Genomic DNA, 24,535 nt, shown 5'->3' on the forward strand with positions numbered 1-24,535 from the left:
GTATGATAGTTGAGAAAATAACGCAGATTTATACACAGACTTAATACTTTATGACAGGTGTCTAATTAAGTTATGTAATTGTCAGGAGGAAATGTAAATGGAAATTAATTGGCAAAAAGAAGTTGACGCCAGAAAAGACGATTTGCTAAAAGATTTATTTGACTTATTGCGCATTAATAGCGAAAGAGACGATAGTAAAAAAACAGCAGATGCCCCCTTTGGTCCAGGACCTAAAGATGCTTTAAAACACATGTTGGCCTATGGTCAAAGAGATGGTTTTACTGTTAAAAATGTTGATAATTATGCCGGTCATATTGAATTTGGACAAGGCGATGAAACATTAGGGATTTTTGGTCATATGGATGTAGTACCTGCTGGAGATGGCTGGGACACAGACCCTTATGAGCCAGAACTAAAGGATGGTAAGATTTTTGCCCGCGGTTCTTCAGATGATAAAGGACCAAGTATGGCAGCATATTATGGTATGAAAATCGTCCGTGATTTGGGTTTGCCATTAAGCAAAAAAGTTCGCTTTGTAGTCGGTTCTGATGAAGAATCTGGTTGGGCTGATATGAACTATTATTTTGAAAAAGAAGAAAAACCTGATTTTGGTTTTTCACCAGATGCAGAATTTCCAATTATTAATGGTGAAAAAGGTAATATTACCTTAGGCGCGCATTTCCATGGTAACAACGAAGGCGCTTATGTTTTGAAAAATTTTGCAGCGGGTCTTAGAGAAAATATGGTACCAGGTGCGGCAACAGCGAAAGTTTTAGTGCCAGATGAAGCTGCTGCTTTAGCAATGGAAAAAGCTTTCTATGACTTTGTCGAAAAAAATCCGGTGACCGGTACGATTACTGTAGAAGATGTGGAAGCTTCAATTGAATTAGTCGGTAAAAGCGCCCATGGTGCAAGCCCACAATCTGGGATTAATGCTGGGACCTTCTTAGCACTGTTCTTAGATCAATTCAAATTTGGTGGCGGAGCCAAACAATTTTTACATGTAGCTGGAACGATTATTCACGAAGATTTTTACGGTGAAAAATTAGGTGTAGCATATGAAGACGAAAAAATGGGTAATCTGACAATGAACGCCGGACTATTTGCTTTTAAAGCAAATGAAGAAGGTTTCCAAGCAGATAACTTTATCGCAATGAACTTCCGCTATCCAAAAGGTGTGACAGCAGAAGGACTAGAAATTTCAGTTGACGGTAAATTAGGCATGGAAGGTGCCTCTATTACCCATAATGAACGCAATATGTTACCTCATTATGTACCAGAAGATGATCCATTGGTAGCGACTCTTTTAGCGGTTTATGAAGATCACACTGGTGAAAAAGGACATGAAAAAATCATTGGTGGCGGAACTTATGGCCGTTTATTAGAACGTGGTGTCGCATATGGTGCTATGTTCCCAGGCTATGTGGATACTATGCACCAAGCCAATGAATTTATGACGTTAGATGATTTATTGCGGGCGACTGCTATTTATGCAGATGCTATTTATCGTTTAGCGAAGTAAAAATTTAACAACGCTTAGTAAAAGTCTTATTAAAAAGTACCTGAACAGAAGTTTGATGTATTTGCTTACAGCTACATTCAAAAGCATTTAAACATGCATATCCTTCTGCTTTAGGTGCTTTTCTTTTACATTTGATTCTTAATAAAAGGAGGAGTTAGATGAAAAAGAGTTGGATTATGTTAGGCAGTGTTTTATTCATTATTATGGTAGGGATTGGGTATAAAGTTTATCAAAATGATAGTAAACAAGCCAATTTCCCAAAAACAAAAGAGCAACAATTAGCGATTTTAAAAGAATATCCGGAAGTTGAAGAGGCACTGTTTCCAGTAAATAATCCCAAAGCAGGGTTGTATCCTATCCCAGGGCTTTTTGAAGGGGAAAGCATCGCGTTAAAAACTGGTAAAAAATCTTTGTGTCACGATTTAACACCGCAAGGGATTACTATGAGTGCTGATAAAATTTATATAAGTGAATATTGTCATTTGCATGAGCATCATTCTGTGGTGCAAGTAGTCGATAAAAAGACAAAAAAATGGAAAAAAACAATTGCCGTACCAGGAGAACCTCATTTAGGAGGGATAGTTTATCGCAAAGAAGCACAACAGCTGTGGTTGGCAACAGAAACAAATAAAAAGGCAAGTTTATCTTTGTTATTAACAGATACATTGGCCGATTATGATTTAGCTGAAAAAAGTCAGCCAATCCACTATGATATGACAATACCAATCGGAGATATCCCGAAAGCCTCTCTATTGGCTTATTTGGATCCCTTTTTAGTTGTCGGCTATTTTTCTAATAAAAAAGAAGGTAAATTAGCGATGTTTCCTTTTGATACCAAAGGGGATCTAGTTTCTGTTGTTACCCAAACGCAGTCACTTAATGAATTAGGGACAGCAGATGATTTAAATTCTGAAGATACCACTCATATCTTGAAAAAAATTCAAGGGATTTCTTATTGGAAAAATTACATGTTTATGTCGCAGTCTTTTGGTAATCGTGATAGCAAATTATATGTTTTTGATTTACAAGATACAAAAGGAGGTTTTAATCCTGAATCAGCAAAACTTGTACTGGATTTTCCGCCTTATCTTGAGCAAATCAATACCGATGGAGATTCGTTATTTGCAATGTTTGAAAGTGGTGCCAAGGCTTATCGTCATCACACCAATAAGAATATCGAGTACGCTATCCAGTTAGATATTAAAACGTTATTAGTTAATTTAAAAATAAAAGAGTAATTTTCATTGTTACTAACAGACACAAAAGTAATAAAAGTCGCTTGTGGATACGAAAAAAGACTGAAAGCTACAGTTAACGCGTAACTTTCAGTCTTTTGGTGTAGATAAAGAACTTAGCTTTTGTGTCAAATAAAATTAATTGATTTTAACCCGTTTAATATCTAAAACAGTACCTGTTTTAGCGTCAGCCAAAAACTCATAAGTGACTAACTGTTCATCTTCTAAACGCGTAATACCACCTTCATAACCTTCAGAATGAATGGCAAATTTTCGTAAAGGTTGTTTTTCAAAATTAATCCATGATCCTTCAATTGGTCCTTCTTTTAAAAACTCTTCTTTGACGATCTGTAAAACATCATCAGCCCGCAAAGTTTTCTTGCGCTGTAGCCAAAAAGCAGAAGCCATACCACTCACTAGACCAACACCCATTCCCAGCGCCAGTCCGCCTTTAAAGTATGAAAATTCATTTTCGTTGTTCATTAGGCGCCCTCCTATACTTTTTCATCTAATCTCTGCTTGTAAAATACAGAGGATAACATCATTTTTTATTCACTTTTATTCTATCACAAAGTAAAAAAATACATAGAAAAAACTACTTTAGGTTTGAATAGATTTGCCAGCGAATTTGTTATGCTATAATAGGCACGTAAAGATTTTTATGAAAGAAGGGTTAGCCTCCGGGCGCAAATAGATGGAAGAAAAAACATTTGCACGCATTAAAGAGTTAACAGAACTACAAGGAACAAGTGGCTTTGAACATGAAGTCAGAGCTTACATGAAAGAAAAAATGACACCACTTGTAGATGAAATGCAACAAGATGGTTTAGGCGGGATTTTTGGGATTCGTCATCATGAAGATGAAGATGCTCCCCGTGTAATGGTAGCAGCACATATGGATGAAGTTGGTTTTATGCTAACCGAAATTACCGCTACTGGCTTATTTAAAGTTGTACCATTAGGTGGGTGGAATCCTTATGTGGTTTCTGCGCAACGTTTTACTTTGAAAACTTCAACTGGACACAATTATCCTTGTATCTCAAGTTCTGTTCCACCACATTTATTAAGAGGAACTAGTGGGCAACAAAATGTTTCAGTTGAAAATATTTTATTTGATGCTGGTTTTGCTTCAAAAGAAGAAGCACTAGAATATGGTGTTTTACCAGGAGATACTATCGTACCGCAAGTAGAAACAATTAAAACAGCTAATGGCAAAAATATTATTAGTAAAGCTTGGGATAATCGTTACGGTTGTACCTTAGTTTTAGAAGCATTAGAAGCTTTAGAAAATGAAAAATTAGGGCATACTTTAATTGCCGGTGCTAATGTGCAAGAAGAAGTCGGTTTAAGAGGTTCAAAACCTTCTGTTTCAAAATTTAAGCCGGATTTATTCTTTGCAGTCGACTGTTCTGCTGCTGATGATACCGTTACAAAAAACGGTACATTTGGTCATTTAGGTGAAGGGACATTAATGCGCATCTATGATCCCGGTTTGATTATGCTGCCACGCTTAAAAGAATACTTGTTGGATACTGCAGCAACCCACAATATTCCGTATCAATATTTTGTTTCAAAAGGTGGCACAGATGCTGGTGCTGCTCATACAACCAACGAGGGTATTCCAAGTACAGTTATTGGTGTTTGTGGCCGATATATCCACACGCATCAAACGATGTTTAGTATCGCTGACTTTGAAGCAGCCAGAGAAATGTTAATTCAAACCTTAAAAGGCTTGGATAAAAGTACAGTGGAAACAATTGTAGGCGGTAAATAGCGTTATTTTTAATTTTGGCTATCCGTGTAAAAAAAGTAGAAGTTAGAGGAGATACTATGATTATTCCTAAAAATTTAGAAGAATTGGCAGCCTATGTAGATAAGGGGCAAAATGTCTTTTTCTTCACCGCAGATTGGTGTGGTGACTGTCGTTTCATTAAACCTGCATTACCAGAAATTGAAGCGGATTTCCCTCAATATAACTTTATTGAAGTTGACCGAGATGAATACATCGACGTTGCTGCTAAATGGAATATTTTTGGTATTCCCAGTTTGGTAGTCACAAAAGATGGCAAAGAATTAGGTCGCCTGGTAAATAAAGATCGTAAAACAAAAGCGGAGATTGAAGATTTTTTAAACAGTTTATAAGCTTTAGAAAAGAGGAGATTACAATGAGTAGACAGGTGTATCAAAACATTTTAGTCGGCATTGATGGTTCTGAACAAGCAACACAAGCATTTCAAAAAGCAGTGGAAGTTGCCCGACGCAATAACGGTAAAGTTTATGTGGCTAATGTCATTCAACAAAATGTTCCGGTTTTAATGGGTTACAGTTCATTGAATCAAAATATTGTTGATCAAGAAACCGAAGCAGCTAAAGTATTGATTGAAGACTGCAAAGACTATGGCAAATCAGTCGACTTTACTAATATAGAAGGAATTGTGGCTTATGGCTCTGCAAAATCAGCAATGGCGACGCAATTACCGGAAAAATACAACATTGATTTGGTCATGGTAGGCCAATCAGGTTTAAATGCAGTCGAACGTTTTATGACCGGAAGTGTGGCAAGTTTTGTTATTCGAGAAGCTCCTTGTGATGTTTTAGTCGTAACTTATGAAGAAAAGAACGAAAAAGCATGACGATTCCTTTCTTTTTTGGTAAGATAGCTAGCGGAAGTTTGAAAACTTCCGCTACTAATTTTTAAAAGTGTTTTTTTAAGGAGGAAACGTTGTGATTTTTGCATACAACAAAGCCCATGTTGGCGATACTTTACTTGTAATGATGGCTGACGATCAGGGATTGGAACAAACGGTTGAACGAAAATTCAATATTGCGCAGATTAAAAATAGCGCAGGTACAATTGTCGGCTGGAACTTTTTCCACGTTTCTGAATTTCTAGAGTTAACTGGCAATGGTGCCATTTCATTAACGGATGAACAAATCGATCTTTTAAACGAAAAATTAGCAATATCTGGTTTTAGTGAAAAATTACCTTACGATTACGAACCTCATTTCGTTGTCGGTTTTGTCAAAAGTTGTGTGCCACATCCAGATAGTGATCATTTATCAATTACTGAAACTGAAGTAGACAATGGTGAAGTTTTACAAATTGTCTGCGGCGCACCCAATATTCGCGAAGGATTAAAAGTCGTTGTAGCAAAACCTGGTACAATGATGCCTGATGGAATGTTAATTTGGCCAGGCGTTTTACGTGGGGTTGAAAGTTATGGCATGATTTGTTCAGCAAAAGAATTAGAGTTACCCAATGCGCCACAGAAAAAAGGAATTTTAGAATTAAGCCCAGATGCAGTCGTTGGTAGTGAATTTAAACGCGCATAACAAGAAAAGCTTCTTACCACAGGTAGGAAGCTTTTCTTGTTATGCCAAATTTTTAGGGCAGGTCAACAGTAGGTGTAACTCGATAAGAATTAAAGAACATAAGCCGCCGTATTTTTATATAAAAACATCCGCAACCTTTCTAAAGGCTGCGGATGAAATCCTGTTAAAATTAATTATTTTGCTTTAAAGCAGATTGATCAATCGTCAATGAAACTTTTGTGGTATGTTCTTTGCTACCACGGTAGTACGTGATTTCAATGGAATCGCCAACTTTTTTCTTGTATAAAGCTGATTGCAAATCAGAAGTAGAATCAACTTCTTTGCCGTCAATTTTAGTAATCACATCATATTGTTTTAAGCCAGCTTGTTCTGCCGGAGTTGCATTTTGAACCGTCGTGATGACAACCCCGTTTTTAAGGGAGCTAGGTACTTTTAAGATTTGTTCTTGTTGTTGTGATGTTACAGCTGATAAGTCTACCATGGTAATACCAAGAGCGGGACGAGTAACTTTGCCATCTTTTTCAAGTTGGTTAATAATAGAAACTACGTCATTACTTGGAATTGCAAAACCCATACCTTCTACGCTAATATCAGAACTAGAAGAGTTCGTTGAGGCGATTTTACTTGAGTTAATACCAATTACTTGACCGGCAATATTGACTAATGGCCCACCAGAATTTCCTGGGTTAATCGCAGCGTCAGTTTGAATAGCACTAATATTCACGCCAGTTTGAGAATCAGCAACTTGGCGATTTAAAGAAGAAATAATCCCTGAGGTAACCGAGTTAGCATATTGGGAACCTAAAGGCGAACCAATCGCAATCGCAGGTTCACCAACCTTCAAGGCAGATGAATCACCAAAAGTAGCTGTTTTATCAACTTTATCACTACTAATTTTTAGAACTGCTAAGTCCGTATAACTATCTGTTCCTACTAATTCGGCTTTAATTTTTTCACCATCTTTTAAAACCACTTCTAAGCCATCTTGTCCTTCAACAACGTGATTATTGGTAACTACATAGGCTGTTTTGCCATCTTTTTTGTAAATGACACCACTACCTTCACCAACAGCTTGTAAACCACCTGACTCACTATCACTTTCTGATTCAGACTCGGATTGTCCTTGACCAAATAAGTCACCAAAAGGATTATCTGAAGAAGCTTGTTGTTTTTGTAAATTAATCACGGACACGACAGCGTCTTGTACTTTTTCGACTGCAGAAGTAATATCGGTATCTGCATTAACTTTGACGTTAGACACCTTTGTTTCTCCACTGGCTGTTGTCGTTTGTTCGGTTGTGTTACTTGGTTGTAAATTTGATCCATTGGCTAGATAAAACCCACCACCTACTAAAGCAGCTCCTAATACACCACCTAGTATGCCGATGAAAAAGCGACTAAGAGCGCCTCCTGATTTTTTTCTTTGCATAGTTGTTTCCCCCTTATTGTGGAATTCTTATAATTATAGTATATGATTTATTGCTGAGTTTAGTCTAATTATAGACTTTGAATAAAATATGAAAAAGTTGGTAGGAAATAATTCACAAATGACGAAATTTTATTTTTTAGCGGTTAAAACAAGTGTTATTGTCTTTTTTTATAAATTGGGGATTAGTTATCCACAGACTTGTGAACAATGTGGATAAAAATATGGAAACGTATGTTTGGTGGGTTTTAGAGGGGGAAACTCGGTAATTTTGCGTAATAAATATTTAGCGAAAAGAAAAATGAATGTGTAAAACTTTGTGGTAAACTAAAACAGACTTATGAACATCTGGGGAAAAGAGGAAAAGTATGCAAATTAGAATTATTGCAGTCGGCAAATTAAAAGAAAAATATCTCGTGCAAGGAATAAAAGAATACATGAAACGCTTAGGCGGTTATACGAAAATCGAGCTAATTGAAGTAGCCGATGAAAAAGCACCAGAAAATTTAAGTGCAGCTCAAATGCAACAAGTAAAAGATAAAGAAGGAGAGCGGATTTTAGCTAAAATTAAAGAACAAGATTATGTTTTTGCCTTAGCAATTGAAGGTGAAAATCCAACCAGTGAAGCATTTGCCAAGCAAATGGCCCAGCTAATGGTACAAGGAAAAAGCAATTTTGTCTTTGTCATTGGTGGCTCACTTGGGTTAAGTGCTGCTGTTATGAAACGGAGTAATGCTGCAATTTCATTTGGCAAAATGACGTACCCACACCAATTAATGCGACTGATTTTAGTAGAACAAATCTACCGCGCTTTTCGGATTAATCATGGGGAACCCTACCACAAATAATGATATTTTTAGGATAATATCCGATTAAAAGGATAGATCCGTAAAGTAGGTTTTGTGTAATCAAGATTTTTTGTAAAGACGGGCGAAATATTCAGGTATACTAATTTGATTGAAGGGTAATTACTCTAATAACTTATTTTTTGTGAGAAATTTATTGAATAGCTTTTTAATATTAAACGGTTAAGGAGGAGGTACATAAGTGAATCGAGATTGGCGAAAATTGAAACAATCAGCAAATGGTATTCCAACCAATGAAGCTCTAATTCCTTATATTCTTGAGGTTATTAAAGATGGTGATATCGTAACAAATCGAGTTATTAGAGATCGAGTCATTAAGTTTCTACAAATACCAGATACAGTTTTAGAAATTAATTATCCCAATTACCCTAATAGTGAAAGTGTATTGCTCAATAGATTTAGTTTTGCTCTTAGCAACTTGTACAAAGCAAACGCAATAGAGCGACCAAAACGTGGTGTTTATAAGATTACTGAAATGGGTCTAGCTCTTTTAGCACAATATGGTGACCAGCTTACAAAGAAAATTTTAGAAGAACAGCCTGCGTTTCAAAGTTATATGAAAGAACTTACTATCCGTAATGAACGGTCTGGGAACAAAACATCAATTTCTGAAACTGATCAAGAAGATGTAAAAGTAGAGATAGGTAGTTTAATCATTAATCAAAATAATGAAATAGCAATCGAGTTATTAGATAAAGTGCGCCAAGTAGATCCGTCATTCTTTGAAACCTTAGTAGTTGATTTACTTGTAGCAATGGGATATAGCGGAAAAAATGGTGACGCTAAAGTAACAAATCTTACAAACGATGGTGGTATTGATGGTATCATCAATCAAGATCCTTTGGGGACAAGTACTGTATATATTCAAGCTAAGCGATATATGGAAGGAAATACTGTTGGTCGTCCAGCTATTCAATCTTTTTATGGTGCGTTGGCAGATGTGAATGCAGATAGAGGTGTATTTATTACAACATCTGGTTTTTCAATTGGTGCACAGGAGTTTGCCAAAAACCAAGGAATTATTTTAATAGATGGTATTAAGTTAACGGAGCTTATGATGCAATATGGTGTTGGAATAGAGGTAGCCAAAGTGTATAAGCAGCTCCGTATAGATAATGATTACTTTGAAAGTGAGCTTAGATAGTATTAAATTTCGACTAATGTCAGTAATTTCTTCTGTAAAAAGGTTATAGGTTATAAGGCAATACTTGTTTTTCGAAGTAAAGTTTCCCACAACTTCAAACAAAAATAAATTAGCTTATTTTCTAGATCTTTTTATCAGGGGATGTAATTTCTTGCTATTTATGCTAACTTGAAACTTATTAAACAAATTATGCTTAAAGTAAGTAATAAATAACCAGTTAGGAGAAATAAATGAATAACAATGATAGATTATTGCGATTGCGTTATGCAATTGATTTGAAAGACACGGATATGATGAAAGCTTTTGAATTAGGTGGCGTATCTGTGACAAAAGAAGAAGTACGGGCTATATTGACCAGAGTTCACGATAAGCATGAAGATAATACTGCAAATAATGTTTATGAAAAAGCGATAAATAATCAAGTTTTTGATGCATTTTTAAATGGTTTAATTCTTCTTGCGCGAGGGCCACAAAAGGATAAACCTGTAGAAGAAAAAACGCAAAAAAGCAAGGAAATAAAACATATTAATAACGTCATGTTAAAAAAAGTGAAGATTGCCCTTTCGATGACTACTGAAGACATCTTAGCTATCTTTGCCGAAGTTGCGCTTTATCCCTCAAAAGGAGAGATTGGGGCTTTTTTACGAAAAGAAGGTCAGCGAAATTTCAAACCTTGCGGCGATAAATATATGCGTAATTTTCTTAAAGGGTTAGGAATATATAATAGAAAAGCGTAGTTGGATGGAAACAACTTTTTCACTTTGGCTTCCGTGCAAGGGAGAAAGTAGTTTTTGCTCCATAAACTTGCGCGGCAAATATTGTTCCTAGAACAAAATATTTGTTAGAGGATTAGTAAGTTTATTCTCTATAGTAAAAAATAAGGTATTACACAACTAATTAGTTGCGTAATACCTTTCGATTTTTCCAACAATGCCAATCAAATGATTTTACATCTTCTTCACCCCTCTTCTATAATCAACTTATGATGAAGCAAATCGTAAGTATTGCTTAATGGAGGTGTAACATGGAAAAATATGAAAATATTATTATCGGCTTTGGTAAAGGCGGTAAAACATTAGCCAAAACATTGGCTGCCAAGGGGCAATCCGTTTTAGTTATTGAAAAATCACAGCGAATGTATGGGGGAACTTGTATCAATATCGGCTGTATTCCATCAAAATCCCTCATTATAAATGGTGAGAAAAAGTTGGATTTTACCACAGCAGTTGCCCATAAAGAAAAATTGACTGGTAAGTTACGTAATAAAAATTATCATATGGTCGCAGATGAACCAACGGGTACAGTTTTGGATGGCATCGCGAAGTTTATTTCCGATCATGTTTTAGAAGTAACCTTACCTGATCAGACAACTATGCAAGTTAAAGGGGAAAAAATCTTCATTAACACTGGCGCCTTGCCAATAATTTTACCAATTCCTGGTTTAGCTACAAGTAATTATTTACTTGATTCAACTAGTGCAATGGATCAAAATAAATTGCCAGAAACATTAGTAATTATTGGAGCAGGATATATCGGTTTAGAGTTTGCGGCCATGTTTGCAAGTTATGGTAGTAAAGTTGTCGTTTTAGACGTCCATCAAGAGTTCATTCCACGAGAAGATGATGATGTATCAGAAATGATTTATCACGATTTAACCGATGCTGGTATTAGCTTTCATTTAGGCGTTTCAGTTGATAAAGTCGAAGATGGTGAAGATTTTGTCAATGTCACCTTTACGGAAAATGGTGCTGAAAAGACAATTAAAGCAGACAAAGTATTAGCTGCTACTGGTAGAAAACCCAATACGGCTAATTTAGGATTGGAAAATACAAACATTAAAGTTGATGATCGTGGCGCAATTGTGGTAGATGATCTTTTAAAAACGACTGCGGAAAATGTTTGGGCAATTGGGGATGTAAAAGGCGGTTTACAGTTTACGTATATTTCATTAGATGATTATCGGATTATTTTAGATCAATTAGTAGGAGAAAGTAAACGCCGCGTATCTGATCGCAATGTAGTACCGTACAGCGTCTTTATTACACCGCCGCTATCCAATGTTGGCTTAACGGAAAAAGCAGCTAAAAAAGCGGGTGTACCATATAAATTATTTAAATTTATGAGTGCTGGCGTGCCAAAAGCACAAGTGTTAGAAGATCCAAAAGGGATGTTCAAAGTATTAGTAGATCCAGAAAACGATCAAATTTTAGGTGCTAGCATTTATGCCGAAGAATCTCATGAAGTCATCAACTTAATTGCTCTAGCCATGAAAGGGCAATTACCATATACTTTATTACGCGATCATATTTATTCTCATCCAACGATGAGTGAAGCATTAAATGATGTATTGAAATAAGCTAAAAAAGCGATATGACAAAATTCTTGTCATATCGCTTTTTTTATCGGTGTGTTCCAGAAGCAACTTCTTTTTAAAATTAACGAAGTTTTATAAAAAGAAATTATTACGTGATTGATATACATTGTGAGTTATTTTAACAGTAATCCCGCTTTTTTGACAAAATCAGTTACTTCATAACGGGGTTTTTGATTAATAGCATGGCTGCAACGTTCTACCCAGTTGTACTGATCAACGCCATTTGTTAGGTGGTAGAAAAAGTCACTAACGGTTTGGTTATAAGTTGCAATACTCATACTTTCATCCGGATAACTATCTTTACCAACGACGAATGATTGCGGTAACCGTGGTTTTTGCACAGCAGGTTCGGCGGGATAACCGATACATAAAACAAAAAGTGGCACTACTTTATCTGGTAAGTTGAAAAGAGCAGCTAAACGGGGCATATCATTACGAATCCCTCCGACTGTAATGCCACCTAATCCCATACTTTGTGCAGCAATTAGAGCTTTTTGCGCAGCTAGTGAAGCATCGACTACAGCCACGGTATAAAGCTCAGTGTTTTCAAAAACTGCCTCATCAGAAACTTCCAATAATGTTTCACTTCGATGTAAATCGGCGCAGAAAACCAAGGCTAATGGCGCTTTTGTAACCCATTCTTGTCCACCAGAGATTTCGCTTAAAGCATTGCGTTTTTCAATATCAGTGACTTCAATAATTGAGTATGCTTGCAGATAACTGGAAGTTGGTGCCATTTGTGCACAAGTGAGAATGGTTTGTTTTGTGGTTTCATCAATTTTCTGTTCTGTAAAGTTTCGCACAGAGCTGTGATTTAATAACGTTTGAATCATATCATTTTGTTCTTTCATGTTGTTATCTCCTTTAATAATCTAAGTTGAGTAAATGGTAGCTTTTATAGTTTTATTTTACAAACGAAACAGCTTTCCTGCACTTTCCATAATCAGAGCTACTGTAAGTGTAAAACTTAAGGAAAGTAAGAAAAAATTATTTGGCTGCGTGCTTGTGCTGATAAAAGTCATCATTGCGATCACTGTAATCAATTTCCAAAAAACAGAAGCGTGATATGCCAGTTCTTTTGCAAAAGGCGTAATCCAGATGTTTTTTGTTTCTTGACTGGTTTCTTTCAAGCGATTTCCTAGTGTACGGATACCAATTACGCCACAAATGAACATGAGTAACCAGATAAGCCATGTTACACCAGTACTATGCAGCAAAGAAAAGCGATTAGCTAAAAGCCAGATAACCAGTGCCGCTAAATAACTCAAAGTTGTAGTGGCCGTCATTTCCAATAAGAGTGTCATCTTTGTAATAGCGCGTTTTTCGGCACGACGGATTAAAAATAGTCCAATGAATACTATGATAAATAATAAACTAGTTGTTATCATTTTCGTACCTCGTTTTCTGAATCATTGGTCATTTGCAAAATAATTTTACCTTTTGCTCGTCCAGATTTTGAATAGGTAAGTGCTTTTTCAATTTCTGTAAAAGGTACCACTCGGTCAATAATAGGCTTAATAGTTTCTGTTTCAATCAATTGGCCTAAAATATCCAGTTGTGCACCACTGGGTTTCATAAATAAAAAAGTATAAGAAGCACCTGTTTGTTTTTCCAATTTGGTTAATTTATGGGTAGCCAAACCAAAAGCCAATTGTTTCCACAATGGCACACCATATTCTTTGCCGAAGCGTTGGTTTGGTAATCCAGCAATGCTAACTACTTTGCCACCGGGTTTAACAATTTTAAAGGCATCTTCTAATGTTTTGCCGCCACGAGTATCAAAGACATAATCATAATCTGAAAGTACCGTAGAAAAATCTGTTGTCCGATAATCAATAAGATAATCAGCGCCTAGAGATTTAACCAAGTCAAAATTATCTGCGGAAGTGGTCGTGGCAACATAGGCACCGAGATATTTGGCGATTTGGATAGCAATGGTACCAATACCACCAGAACCTCCTTGAATCATAACTTTTTGTCCAGGTTTAATTTGCATAATATCATGTAGTGCTTGATAGCTAGTTAAGCCTACCAAAGGAATTGACGCCGCTTCTTCAAAATTAATATTATCCGGTTTTAAAGCGATGTCTCCTTGGTCAACGGCGATATATTCTGCAAAAGTACCAATCCGATTTTTTTGGACGCGCCCATAAATAGCATCACCAACTTGATATTTGGAAACATTTGCCCCAACTTTTGTAATAACGCCTGAAAAATCACTGCCCATAATCATCGGCATCTCATATTTAAGTAACATTTTCAGTCCGCCGTCTTTGGTTTTTAAATCAATCGGATTAATGCTGGCGGCGACAATTTTTACCAATACATCGTTTGTGCGAATATTTGGCACATTGACTTCCTTTAGTTTTGGCATGGGTTGTTTATAGTGATCAATTACAGCTGCCTTCATTTTCTTTGTCATTTTCTTTTCCTCCATTTTTTGTTGAATTCGGTTTTGTGCTTGTTGGTTTATTTTTTTGAACGATTATGTTTCTGAGTTTAGTTTGTTGGTTTAAAAATGTCAACCGATAATGATTGACAAATAAAAATTCTAGCGTTTAATGGTTTAAGAAGATAAACGTTATGAAAAAGAGGAGGTAATTAAAATTGGCAGAACAAACATTGGAAATTTTTAAAAAAGGAATCCCAATTTTTACGATATTACAAGATGAAAATCGGCAACAAATCTTGGTTATGCTTTGTAAAACAAATCGTATGACGGTAAATCAAATTACTGAAAAATTATCATTATCAAGACCCGCTGTTTCTCATCATTTGAAATTAATGTTGAATGCCGGAATATTGTCCGTCAGTCAAAGTGGAACAGAACGCTATTATAGTGCAGATATGACGAGTACAGTAACGCTATTAAAAGCGTTAACGCAATCTTTAGAAGCTGACATAAAAAATAAAGCTTAGCAATAAGTTTTTATTTTTTAAAACTAATGTTTAAACGTTTAAACGTAATGACTATTAAGGAGCTGTAATAAATGAATCAAAATATGCTATTTCAACCATTAAAACTAAAAAACGGTATTATTGTAAAAAATCGCTTTGTAAAACCTGCTATGAGTGAAGTGATGGGAGATGATAATTATCGTCCAACAGAGGCTATCATTAACTTATATCGTAACTGGGCGCTGGGAGGGACTGGTTTATTAATAACCGGGAATGTGATGATTGACTCCAATGCCCTTGGAGAAAAAGGCAATATTGTGATAGAAAACGAGAAAGATTTGGCTCTTCTAAAAAGGTGGGCAGATGCAGGGAAAATGAACGGAGCTCAAACTTGGGTACAATTAAATCACCCTGGACGACAATCACCAAAACATGTGAGTGCACAACCAGTTGGCCCAAGTGCAGTCCCTCTTGAGGGCCCCAATTCATTTGCTTTTAATAAGCCTAGAGCGTTAACTGTATTTGAAATTCAGGAAATCGTTCAACGTTTTGCTACTTCAGCAGCGATTGTTAAAAAAGCCGGTTTTGGAGGAGTAGAAATTCACGCAGCACATGGGTATCTATTGAGTCAATTTTTGTCTCCAATTTCAAATATTCGCACAGATCAATACGGAGGTTCTCTTGAAAATAGAATGCGAATTATTGTAGAAGTTTACGAAGCAATGAGAAAAAAAGTTGGTGAAAAATTTCCAATTGCCTTGAAAATTAACTCTTCTGATTTTCGTGATGGTGGATTTAGCGAGGAAGATTCAATTGAAGTTATTCATCAAATGGCTAAATTAGGTGTAGATTTAATCGAGATATCGGGCGGAAACTATGAAAATACCATGGTCCAAGGTAGTAATGCAAAAGGGGCCTTCTTCATTGATTATGCGGCAAAAGCTAAAAAAGGAATCGAGACACCAATTATTGTAACTGGGGGATTTCGTACCTTAGCCGGAATGGAACATGCTGTGTTAAATCATGAAACTGAGATGGTAGGATTAGCAAGAGCCATTGCCTTAATTCCTGATCTGCCAAATCAAGCAGCAAAAGGCGCCTTCAAAGAAATTAATCTGGAAATGTTAAGTACAGGGATTAAGTTTTTAGATAAAAAAGCCGGAAGTTATATTGGGTTAAGTTATTATGAAATGCAAATGGTAAGAATTGCTAAAAACAAACCGGTGAAACGTACCCAAAACGCGTGGATTCCGCTTTGGTTCGCTTTTAAAACACAAGGTTTTGCTATGTTGCTGCCACAAAGAGCTTAGAGGAGGAATCAAAATGGATAATGGAAAAGTTGTTTTAATTACAGGTGCTTCAAGCGGTATTGGTTATCAAACGGCTGAAATGTTGTTGCAGCAAGGATATCGTGTATATGGTGCTGCCCGAAGAGTAGAGAAGATGGAACCGCTTAAGGAAAAAGGTTTACAAAGTTTAAAACTTGATATTACAGAAGAAGCTTCAATTGTTAATTTAGTAGATACAATAATTCATGAGGCAGGTAAAATTGATATTTTAATTAATAATGCCGGCTATGGTTCTTATGGCGTAATAGAAAATGTCTCGCTACAAGAAGCACGAAATCAGTTTGAAGTGAATTTATTTGGGCTGGCGCGGCTTGTTCAGTTGGTTTTACCATATATGAGAAAGCAAAAAAACGGGAAAATAATTAATATTTCATCAATGGCGGGGCGTGTCACTACCTATATGGGGGCTTGGTATCATGCAACAAAATATGCCTTAGAAGCCTTTAGTGATGCTCTGCGCATGGAAACGAAACCCTTTGGAATTGATGTAGTAATTATTGAACCAGGTGGTATTAAAACCAATTGGGGTATAATCGCAGCTGATCATCTTAAAGAATCCTCTCAAAAGACCGCTTATGAAATTCGAGCAAATGAAGCAGCGAAAAAAATGAAAAAATCTTATACCTCCAATCGACTGTCAGATCCTAAGTTAATTGCAGAAACAATAGTAAAAGCGGTGCATAGTAAACGTCCAAAAACGAGATATCTTGTGGGCTATGGCGCCAAAGCGTCTGTATTTTTTCACACTATTTTGCCTACGCGTTGGTTTGATAGTCTGATACAAAAGGTTGTATAAGAACAAGTTTAAAAGAAAGAAATTACAATCACAAACTTACTTTAAAATTATTGTTTTAGTAACAGAAGAAGCCACTCCTTAAATGATAGGGGTGGCTTCTTACTGGTTACAGATATTAACCTGTTACTAAAGTGCAACCAACAATAAATTTTCGTAAACAAAAGTTGCTTTTTTGCTGAAATCTCGACTGAAACCATAAGTATGTTGTGTTTAAATAGTATGGTTATTCGCTGTAGTCATGAGTAGTTTGTAAAGTACCATCTTGTTTATAAATTTGTAAGGTGGATTTCTTATTAGCTGCAATTTCTTTGCCGCGGGCAATGGCATCTTCTTTTTTTTCAAATGTATCACTCGCTCGTTTGGCACCAGTCGAAAATACCTCCCACGTATCACCGGAATATTTTACATTAACATCAGCATCCAGTAATTTCGTCGCATTTTTATCTTTGTGATGGGTATCGTCTTTTTGCGGATTAGCTGTTTGTTTAAATGTAGCCTTTTCTTTTTCACTCGCTTCGTTATACCATTTCTCTGCTTGACTGATTGCAATTGGAATGGCACGATCTTCTGGATAATCATCAGCGAGTAGGGCATTGGCAATTTCAATTGCCTTCTTTTTTACAAGAGTATCCAAATTTTTCATTGATGCAGGGTAGTCTTTCATGTTCCAAGCCATAAAACCGCCTCCAATTTTTATTGTTATTTTCATCATACTACGATAAAAATTTTTTTGAAATTGAAAAGATTGGCTGGGGGTTAAAGTTTTGTTTCTTTCTTATTGAAAAATATTTAGAAGGAATTAGATAGCGAAGCTTCTAGTGATGAAAGCAAGGTAGAAACAACAGCAAATCTTGTTGTACCAAAGATAAGATAGAATAAAAGAATTACTTTATTAACAAAATTTTTGTGAGAATAAAGTAATTCTTTTATTGATAAAAATCATTGGCATCATTGTGGTTTTGAGCGAATTGATCTGTAATCACTTGTTGAATAAGTTTTTCTATTTCCGCCACATCATATTGATTACAGCAGTCTGAAAAGACATAGTAATAGGCACTGTTCTCCGCAAAAATTTCGTTATAGATATTGGACAATAAAATATCATGGGGCACATCCTCACCATGTAATGATAAATCTAATTCGTACTTGTTACCTAAGGTGTTTTTTAACAACTGAATGGTAAGTGATGCCAAAAATGGATTTAAGCTGTGATGCACAGCAATTGAAATATGTTTATTAGCTAAATCTTGGGCAATATTTAATATTGAAGAATAATTTATTTCCGATAAGACACTGCAATAACGTTGTAAGGGATCATTTGGATAAAATTGTTGTTGGCAAAAGTTCATAAATTGATGAACATCTTCAAAATTAAATGGTTCCCTTAAATTTTGAGCTGTTAAAAAGAGTCCCCAAGAATCAAAGTTAAGGATAAACCCATCAAAATAATAGAGTTGTGAATGATATTGATACAAATAATGGGATAAAATACGATGTCTTTTGGGAAAAAATTGGTTTTTAATATATCCAATCCGATTTAAGTAAATTAAAATCTGTTGATTTTGATAATCTAAATAAGTTTTTTCTTCACGCTGTCGTTGCGCTAAACGAAATGCAAAAGGAGAATAGACTGAAAAATTCCGCATACTACAGAAGAAATCATAAAACATTAATCCTTCATATAACGTGTAGGGACGACCATAGGCTTTCATATAATGAAATAAAATTTTATTTATTTCATCAAAAAGGGGACGGTCTTTACGTTCAAATTCATCTGCAAAAGTATAATTTTTTGTTTGATTCAAACGGGTAAAAGATACTTTCATCCACATTTTAATTTGGAGTTCTTCTAAGTGATCAAAAGAAATATCCAACTGCTCTTTTAATTCATCGATGAGGGGCACATAGAGTTGATTTACTTCTTTCATAAAATCATTCTTGTTTTCTTTTAAAAACCAGAAATAACAGTAGTAAAAGAAGCGTATTTGATTTTCATTACCAACAATTATCCCTCGTTTAAGCGATAGTTGAAATTCCTCCAAAAGTTTGTTTAACTCTGCAATTCTTCTATAGTACGTTGCCGAACTGATATTAAAATAATTTTGAAAGATTGGTCCATTGATAGAACCATTCGTAAACACCCAATTTATAATTTGATATTTGGAGGAACGTTCTAAAAATTTTAAATAACATAATTTTAAAGGGAAAGTTCTTTTCTTTTTTAAAAGAAGCATTTGATTTTCTTCAATAATAGTAATTTCATTTGAAAATGAGTGTTCTGAAATGAAATTTTGTAATAGTATTGTATATTCTGCTAACGTGTTTTTAGTGATTTCCAAGTTGTGGCAAAGTTCTTCTTTGGTACATCGACCGCCATTATTATATAAATAGACGAGGATGTCATTCATTAAATCATATGGTTTTTCTAATAATTCCCTTTTTAACAAATTACCCCCCCTAAATAAGATTAATCGTTTTTCACCATCAAAATAAGAACACACCTGACTCATTCAATTCTATGATATTAGAAAAAATAAAAAAAATGAAGTAAAATGAAATGAAAAGGAGGTTTGATAATGAGAAAAACGGTAATTATTGGGGCTTCACATAGTGGGCAAATGGTCGCCAGAGAAATAAAAAGGTTTGAGCCCAATCACGAAGTTGTTTTAATTGAAAAAGAAATCATAGTACCTTTTATTGCCAGTGGTATTAATATGGTTTTAAAGGGTGCCGCTAATAATTTAAGGGCCGCAACAGCACCAATAGTTGATTTAGATGAAATAGGAGTTAAAAAATTTTTAGGATATGAAGTAACTAAAATTGATTGGCAGAAAAAAGATGTTTTTTTTACAAATGGTGAAAAAAACTTGCAAGAAAGCTATGACAATTTAGTGCTGGCAACTGGAACACGGCAATATATGTCCCAAAAATATGAACATCTAAATGGGGTGTATTGCTATAAATCATTTTCTGAATCAGAAAATACACTGACGGCTTTGGAAAATGCACAGACAATTGCAATTTCAGGTCTTGGCTATGTTGGTGTCGAACTGGCTGAAGCGCTAACAAACCAAAATAAAAAAGTGTTTTTAATTGGTCCTAACGATCAGTTAGTTCAAGAATACTATGATGGAGAAATAAGTGAATTTATTAAAAATTGTTTTGAAAAAAATAATACCTCAGTATTTTGTCAAGATCACATCATTCAAATAAATGAAAAAAAGCAGGGCTTAGTGTTACAACTTACAAAAAATTCAATTGATTGTGATGTATTAATAATTGCTCATAACTCACGGCCAAATAGTGAACTTTATTGGGAAGAACTAAGACTTTTACAAGATAAGTCAGTAGCGGTTAATCAATACCTCCAGACTAGTCAGCCAAATGTTTATGCGGTAGGAGATCTTATTAAAATTCCAGAATTATTAACAAGCAAAATGGTACGACTGTCTCAAGTAGCCCAGGCTCGCCAGTCAGCGCGCATTGCAGCATTAAATATAGTTGGAAAAAATGTACCTCTTCCTAAACACTTAAATGTTACAACTACCCAACTTTTTGGATTTTATCTCGGTTCTGTAGGTTTAACGAAAGAAAAAGCACAGCAAGCCAATATAACGATTGATACGATACAAGTTGGTGATCCAATTTCATCTGAAGGCATACAGATTTTTTTACATATAAATTTACAAGAGAAGATAGTAGGTGCACAAGTGCTAAGTAAACAACCGATTCAACTCCTCCTTGATTTGTTAGGGATTGTGATTCGAAGCGGTTGGCAGATAAGGGAATTGTATAGCAATACTCCTTCATTTTTTCCGACTTGTGAAACGTTTACGCCTTGGTTGAATGAAGCTGCAGCAAATTATTTGGCACAAGTTCTAAAAAAAGACTAAAAAAAAGGATTTCGGACATGTTTATTGCGTGTCCGAAATCCTTTATTTAAACGAAATAGAAAAATTCAACGCTGTTTTTTATCCAAGTGAGTAGAGTAGTTGCACTTTTAATTATTGAGGCCGTATTAGGGTGAATAATTCTCCGAATAAGGCGTAATTGTTACCAGCTAATCGTGCGACCGGCCGTAATTTTTCGCTCAAAATGTACTCTTTGTCAACATCAAAAATTTTTTCTGAAAAATAATAGTCTAGAACTTTTAAAATAAATAAGTCAGAAACAATTGTCCCTGTATCATCTGATAAGGAAATTTCTTGTTGCAAGGTGACTTCCAAACGTATTAATGGATCAGACAGACCTGGTGGAGTGACACTTTGGCTTTTGATAGTTGTAAGATTACTTAAGCTAAGTTCACTTTCATCGGGTTTTAAGTTGGCTGCTGTTTTATTCATTTGGTGTAAGACATTTTCGTCTACTATATGAATAACTCCTTCTTTTGTTTGGCTTAAGTTTCGGGCGGTATCCTTTTTTTGGCCATCTTTACGGGTGGTGGCAATTAAGACATAAGGTAAATCGCTTGAAACAACGGTAAAAAAGCTAAATGGAGCCAAATTGACGACACCACTGTTTTTACTTTGAGTAGTGATCCATGCGATTGGACGGGGGGAAACCGTACCAGTTAAAAATTTATAGTTTTGTTTAGGAGCCAATTCAGCAGCTGAAAAATGAATCATGACTAGCCCTCCTTTAATTGAAAAATACTCGAACAACTTCAAATATAGAATAAATGTCCAACTATCAAAATAATTATCATGGACAATAGCCAAACTATATCGTGTGTTCGAGTATTTTTAGAATGAAACTAAAATTTGTATGTCAAAGCAAAAGCTGAGACAAGAATCTATGCCCGTTTTTTATTGGCATCGCTTGTATCAAATGGTCGCACATAGTCTTCAATTTCTTGGCGTTTTGGTTCCAAGAAAGGTGGAAGAGATAAAATTTCACCAGCAGTTTCATACGTTTCATCTTCTAAGAAGCCTGGTCCGTCTGTTGCAAGTTCAAATAAAACATTTGGTGCAGCCATAAAGTATTCCGAAGCAAAGTAAAAACGTTCAGTGAAACCAGAGTTTGGAAATTCTAATTCATTAATTCGACCGATCCACCATTCTAAAGCTTCTTTATCAGCTACACGTAACGCCAAATGATGCACATTCCCAAAACCTTCAGTGGCGCGTGGGATATCATCGCGATGTTCGATAATGATGCTAGCTCCGTTGCCGCCTTCGCCAATTTCAAATAAATGAAAGTCGCCCTCGCTAGCAGTCTCCTTAAAACCTAAAACATTAGTCAGAACCAAATTCATATGTTCTAAATTTTCAATTGTTACAAAAGCAGGCCCTAAGCCGATGATAGCATGTTCACTTAGAACATTACTATTTTTCCAAGGTGTGCCACCAGCTACGCCTTGATTTTTTTGATCAGAGATTAGTTGATAGCGTTGGTTATCAAAATCTTCAAATTCCAGATAATTTTTACCAAAACGTTCTTGAATTTCACCATGTTCAATTTTGTGGTCATCAAAACGAGATACCCAATAAGTCAAGGCAGCATCATCTTTTACACGAAATGAAGTGCGGGAAATAGTATTTGTTCCTTTTGTTCCTTTCGGGATGCCAGGAAAATCAAAAAATGTCATGTCTGTACCAGCTGAACCTAGGTCATCGGTAAAATATAAATGATAGGTTTCAATATCATCTTGGTTAACAGTTTTTTTAATTAGTCGTAAGCCCAAAATATCAGTAAAAAAGCGATAAATTTTTTCAGCGCTAGAAGTCATTGCAGTAACGTGGTGAAGCCCTCTAATTTGTGTATCCATTTAAATTCCTCCAAAGTGTTCAAATAGTATTCTTACTAAAAGTAAGTATAGCGAGTAATTGTTTTTTCAGCAATTAATATGCTTGTTAATTACATGACTCAAACAAAAAGAATAAATTAGCTCTCAAGTCAATCTTTAAAGAATTATTTTTTTATTGCCTAAAGTTACTTTCTTAAAAAGTTCACGTAAGTATCTTATTTGGAGTAAACTAATAGTAGTAAAAGGAAAGGAAGTGTCTTTTTGAAACAAAATCATTTATTTTTTGACCTCGATGGTACGATTATCAATTCACAAAAAGGAATTTTTTCTTCTATTCGTTATGCATTAAAAAAAATGAATCTGGCAGATATACCAGATGAACAATTACTTTCGTTTATCGGACCGCCCTTGATAGTGTCATTTAAGAAAATTGGTATGAAGGAAGAACAAGCAATCCAAGCGGTAGCTTATTATCGTGAACACTATCGTGAAGGTGGCATGTTTGAAATTACACCCTATGATGGCATAAAAGAAACACTTGCCGATCTTGCTGCAAAGAAAAATATTTATCTGGCTACTTCAAAACCTGAAATTTTCGCTAAAAGAATTTTAGACTTCTTAGAATTTACTCAGTATTTTACAGGGGTGTATGGGGCAGATATGGACAATAAACGGGGAGAAAAAGCAGAAGTTTTAGCATATGCGATTGAAAGTGTCGGTTTGAAGAGCAAAGCAGAAGCTGTGATGATTGGCGATCGGGAAAATGATATCTTAGGCGCAAGGAAAAATGATCTTTTGCCAATCGGTGTTTTATATGGTTTTGGTGATACCGCGGAACTTGAACGTGCTGGTTGTAAAATTTTTGTTGATCGTCCAAAGGGATTGTTAGAATTATTTGCGTAAAAAAGCAGATTTGAATTTCTGATTCCTTTTATACAAAAAGAAAATGTTAAAAAAATTTACCGAATTTATTACGAGTAGTAATTCCATAAATAGTGCGAATACAGATGATTTAATTTTATTTACCCAGGTTAAATTTTTGAATTCGGTATCAAACCGAACAATTGCTGAAAAAGACTTCAATTTAACTTTTTTGCTGCTAAATTTTTTTGTATTTTCTTGTTGACCTCTCTTTATTAAAGTGGTAAATTAATCAACGTTGACGAAGCAGTCCCACAGTTGAAAACAACTTGAAATGTTTTTGAAAAAAGTTGTTGACAGTCGGTGAAACGACTGGTAAACTAACGAAGTTGCTTAGTGATCAGCACATTTCTGAAATATCATTTCAAAAAGTTTTCAAAACTTTTTGAAAAAACAGTTGACAAACAAAACGTCAGCTGATAAGATATAAGAGTTGCTGAAACATTTAAAAAGCAACGACCGAGTAAGTTGAACGAATGAGAAATGACGGCAATAAGTCAAAATCATCCGAAGTTTGAAAAACAACTTCAAATGATTTCTCCTTATCGCGACAATTTCTAAACACATTCTTTTAACCGCTTATGTAGACCTTTGAAAACTGAACAAAGCAAGCAAACGAACCAATGTGTAGGATGCTTCTTTTATAGAAGCAAACAACATGCAAGCAATAGCTAGCAAAGAATTAATTTTATTGAGCTTAACAGTCTTTTGACTGTTCAAACACTTTTTATGAGAGTTTGATCCTGGCTCAGGACGAACGCTGGCGGCGTGCCTAATACATGCAAGTCGAACGCTTCTTTTTCCACCGGAGCTTGCTCCACCGGAAAAAGAAGAGTGGCGAACGGGTGAGTAACACGTGGGTAACCTACCCTCAAGCGGGGGATAACATTTGGAAACAGGTGCTAATACCGCATAATATTAATGA

Annotated in this window: 24 protein-coding genes and 1 rRNA gene (1 of these 25 cut by a window edge); 16 read left to right on the forward strand and 9 right to left on the reverse strand. The window is 35.4% G+C overall.

Annotated elements, in window-relative coordinates; genetic code table 11:
* The first annotated feature begins 97 nt into the window (after positions 1 to 97).
* On the forward strand, positions 98 to 1,522 hold the full coding sequence (gene pepV / locus RK01_RS13210; protein ID WP_016173787.1) for a dipeptidase PepV: 1,425 nt from the start codon (positions 98 to 100) through the stop codon (positions 1,520 to 1,522).
* Between the two features lie 158 nt (positions 1,523 to 1,680).
* Positions 1,681 to 2,760, forward strand: a complete 1,080-nt coding sequence (locus RK01_RS13215) for a hypothetical protein (protein WP_016173788.1) — start codon at positions 1,681 to 1,683, stop codon at positions 2,758 to 2,760.
* Positions 2,761 to 2,895: 135 nt separating this feature from the next.
* Here the strand turns inward: RK01_RS13215 and RK01_RS13220 are convergent, their stop codons facing one another.
* A complete protein-coding gene (locus tag RK01_RS13220; RefSeq protein WP_016173789.1) occupies positions 2,896 to 3,240 on the reverse strand; it encodes a PepSY domain-containing protein in 345 nt (114 codons plus the stop codon).
* A gap of 211 nt (positions 3,241 to 3,451) precedes the next feature.
* Between RK01_RS13220 and pepA the strand changes: the two genes are divergently transcribed.
* The 4 genes from pepA (at position 3,452) to ytpR (ending at position 6,090) form a co-directional block, all read left to right on the forward strand.
* A complete protein-coding gene (gene pepA / locus RK01_RS13225; protein WP_016173790.1) occupies positions 3,452 to 4,531 on the forward strand; it encodes a glutamyl aminopeptidase in 1,080 nt (359 codons plus the stop codon).
* A 56-nt stretch (positions 4,532 to 4,587) separates the two neighbouring features.
* Positions 4,588 to 4,899 (forward strand): thioredoxin family protein, encoded by a 312-nt coding sequence (locus tag RK01_RS13230; protein ID WP_016173791.1) that lies wholly within the window; start codon positions 4,588 to 4,590, stop codon positions 4,897 to 4,899.
* A 23-nt stretch (positions 4,900 to 4,922) separates the two neighbouring features.
* Positions 4,923 to 5,390 carry a universal stress protein gene (locus RK01_RS13235; RefSeq protein WP_016173792.1) on the forward strand — a complete coding sequence of 156 codons (468 nt, stop codon included), beginning with the start codon at positions 4,923 to 4,925 and terminating at the stop codon, positions 5,388 to 5,390.
* 91 nt (positions 5,391 to 5,481) lie between these two features.
* Entirely contained in the window at positions 5,482 to 6,090 is a 609-nt protein-coding gene (ytpR, locus tag RK01_RS13240; RefSeq protein ID WP_016173793.1) for a YtpR family tRNA-binding protein, read from the forward strand.
* A gap of 169 nt (positions 6,091 to 6,259) precedes the next feature.
* Here ytpR and RK01_RS13245 read toward each other — a convergent pair whose 3' ends face one another.
* Entirely contained in the window at positions 6,260 to 7,519 is a 1,260-nt protein-coding gene (locus tag RK01_RS13245; RefSeq protein ID WP_016173794.1) for a S1C family serine protease, read from the reverse strand.
* A gap of 365 nt (positions 7,520 to 7,884) precedes the next feature.
* On the opposite strand from RK01_RS13245, the gene rlmH reads away from it, so the two are divergent.
* From rlmH to RK01_RS13265, 4 genes are all read left to right on the forward strand, one after another.
* Positions 7,885 to 8,364 carry a 23S rRNA (pseudouridine(1915)-N(3))-methyltransferase RlmH gene (rlmH, locus tag RK01_RS13250; protein ID WP_016173795.1) on the forward strand — a complete coding sequence of 160 codons (480 nt, stop codon included), beginning with the start codon at positions 7,885 to 7,887 and terminating at the stop codon, positions 8,362 to 8,364.
* A gap of 199 nt (positions 8,365 to 8,563) precedes the next feature.
* Entirely contained in the window at positions 8,564 to 9,526 is a 963-nt protein-coding gene (locus RK01_RS13255; protein WP_016173796.1) for a restriction endonuclease, read from the forward strand.
* A gap of 230 nt (positions 9,527 to 9,756) precedes the next feature.
* Complete coding sequence (locus RK01_RS13260) at positions 9,757 to 10,263, forward strand: YehS family protein (protein ID WP_016173797.1); 507 nt, start codon at positions 9,757 to 9,759, stop codon at positions 10,261 to 10,263.
* 287 nt (positions 10,264 to 10,550) lie between these two features.
* Positions 10,551 to 11,882, forward strand: a complete 1,332-nt coding sequence (locus RK01_RS13265; RefSeq protein ID WP_016173798.1) for an FAD-dependent oxidoreductase — start codon at positions 10,551 to 10,553, stop codon at positions 11,880 to 11,882.
* A gap of 131 nt (positions 11,883 to 12,013) precedes the next feature.
* On the opposite strand, the gene RK01_RS13270 is transcribed toward RK01_RS13265, so the two are convergent.
* Genes RK01_RS13270 through RK01_RS13280 form a run of 3 tightly spaced genes read right to left on the reverse strand, consistent with a single transcriptional unit; the run spans position 12,014 to position 14,322 of the window.
* On the reverse strand, positions 12,014 to 12,751 hold the full coding sequence (locus tag RK01_RS13270) for an NADPH-dependent oxidoreductase (protein ID WP_016173799.1): 738 nt from the start codon (positions 12,749 to 12,751) through the stop codon (positions 12,014 to 12,016).
* Between the two features lie 57 nt (positions 12,752 to 12,808).
* Positions 12,809 to 13,288: a hypothetical protein gene (locus RK01_RS13275; protein ID WP_016173800.1), complete on the reverse strand. Its 480-nt coding sequence runs from the start codon at positions 13,286 to 13,288 to the stop codon at positions 12,809 to 12,811.
* Positions 13,285 to 14,322, reverse strand: coding sequence for an NADP-dependent oxidoreductase (locus RK01_RS13280; protein ID WP_016173801.1), 1,038 nt, complete (start codon positions 14,320 to 14,322; stop codon positions 13,285 to 13,287). The genes RK01_RS13275 and RK01_RS13280 overlap by 4 nt, the downstream gene beginning before the upstream one ends.
* A gap of 185 nt (positions 14,323 to 14,507) precedes the next feature.
* Here RK01_RS13280 and RK01_RS13285 point away from each other — a divergent pair, with 185 nt between their 5' ends.
* The 3 genes from RK01_RS13285 to RK01_RS13295 all read left to right on the forward strand — a co-directional run bounded on the left by RK01_RS13285 (position 14,508) and on the right by RK01_RS13295 (position 16,943).
* Entirely contained in the window at positions 14,508 to 14,819 is a 312-nt protein-coding gene (locus RK01_RS13285) for an ArsR/SmtB family transcription factor (RefSeq protein WP_016173802.1), read from the forward strand.
* 71 nt (positions 14,820 to 14,890) lie between these two features.
* Positions 14,891 to 16,108, forward strand: coding sequence for an NADH:flavin oxidoreductase/NADH oxidase family protein (locus tag RK01_RS13290; RefSeq protein ID WP_016173803.1), 1,218 nt, complete (start codon positions 14,891 to 14,893; stop codon positions 16,106 to 16,108).
* A 13-nt stretch (positions 16,109 to 16,121) separates the two neighbouring features.
* Positions 16,122 to 16,943, forward strand: coding sequence for an oxidoreductase (locus tag RK01_RS13295; protein ID WP_016173804.1), 822 nt, complete (start codon positions 16,122 to 16,124; stop codon positions 16,941 to 16,943).
* 223 nt (positions 16,944 to 17,166) lie between these two features.
* Here RK01_RS13295 and RK01_RS13300 read toward each other — a convergent pair whose 3' ends face one another.
* Together RK01_RS13300 and RK01_RS13305 are read right to left on the reverse strand one after the other, a co-directional pair.
* Positions 17,167 to 17,619, reverse strand: coding sequence for a DUF2188 domain-containing protein (locus tag RK01_RS13300; protein ID WP_016173805.1), 453 nt, complete (start codon positions 17,617 to 17,619; stop codon positions 17,167 to 17,169).
* 250 nt (positions 17,620 to 17,869) lie between these two features.
* Positions 17,870 to 19,390, reverse strand: a complete 1,521-nt coding sequence (locus RK01_RS13305) for an AcpB/EbpR/MafR family transcriptional regulator (protein ID WP_016173806.1) — start codon at positions 19,388 to 19,390, stop codon at positions 17,870 to 17,872.
* A 129-nt stretch (positions 19,391 to 19,519) separates the two neighbouring features.
* Here RK01_RS13305 and RK01_RS13310 point away from each other — a divergent pair, with 129 nt between their 5' ends.
* Positions 19,520 to 20,836, forward strand: a complete 1,317-nt coding sequence (locus RK01_RS13310) for an NAD(P)/FAD-dependent oxidoreductase (RefSeq protein ID WP_016173807.1) — start codon at positions 19,520 to 19,522, stop codon at positions 20,834 to 20,836.
* Between the two features lie 111 nt (positions 20,837 to 20,947).
* On the opposite strand, the gene RK01_RS13315 is transcribed toward RK01_RS13310, so the two are convergent.
* Entirely contained in the window at positions 20,948 to 21,568 is a 621-nt protein-coding gene (locus tag RK01_RS13315; protein ID WP_016173808.1) for a flavin reductase family protein, read from the reverse strand.
* 167 nt (positions 21,569 to 21,735) lie between these two features.
* On the reverse strand, positions 21,736 to 22,710 hold the full coding sequence (locus RK01_RS13320) for a ring-cleaving dioxygenase (protein WP_016173809.1): 975 nt from the start codon (positions 22,708 to 22,710) through the stop codon (positions 21,736 to 21,738).
* Between the two features lie 240 nt (positions 22,711 to 22,950).
* Here RK01_RS13320 and RK01_RS13325 point away from each other — a divergent pair, with 240 nt between their 5' ends.
* Positions 22,951 to 23,592 carry an HAD hydrolase-like protein gene (locus RK01_RS13325; RefSeq protein ID WP_016173810.1) on the forward strand — a complete coding sequence of 214 codons (642 nt, stop codon included), beginning with the start codon at positions 22,951 to 22,953 and terminating at the stop codon, positions 23,590 to 23,592.
* Between the two features lie 743 nt (positions 23,593 to 24,335).
* Positions 24,336 to 24,535, forward strand: a 16S ribosomal RNA gene (locus tag RK01_RS13330) (it continues 1,359 nt past the right edge of the window).

The organism is Enterococcus dispar ATCC 51266 (assembly GCF_000406945.1).
GTDB lineage: Bacteria > Bacillota > Bacilli > Lactobacillales > Enterococcaceae > Enterococcus_C > Enterococcus_C dispar.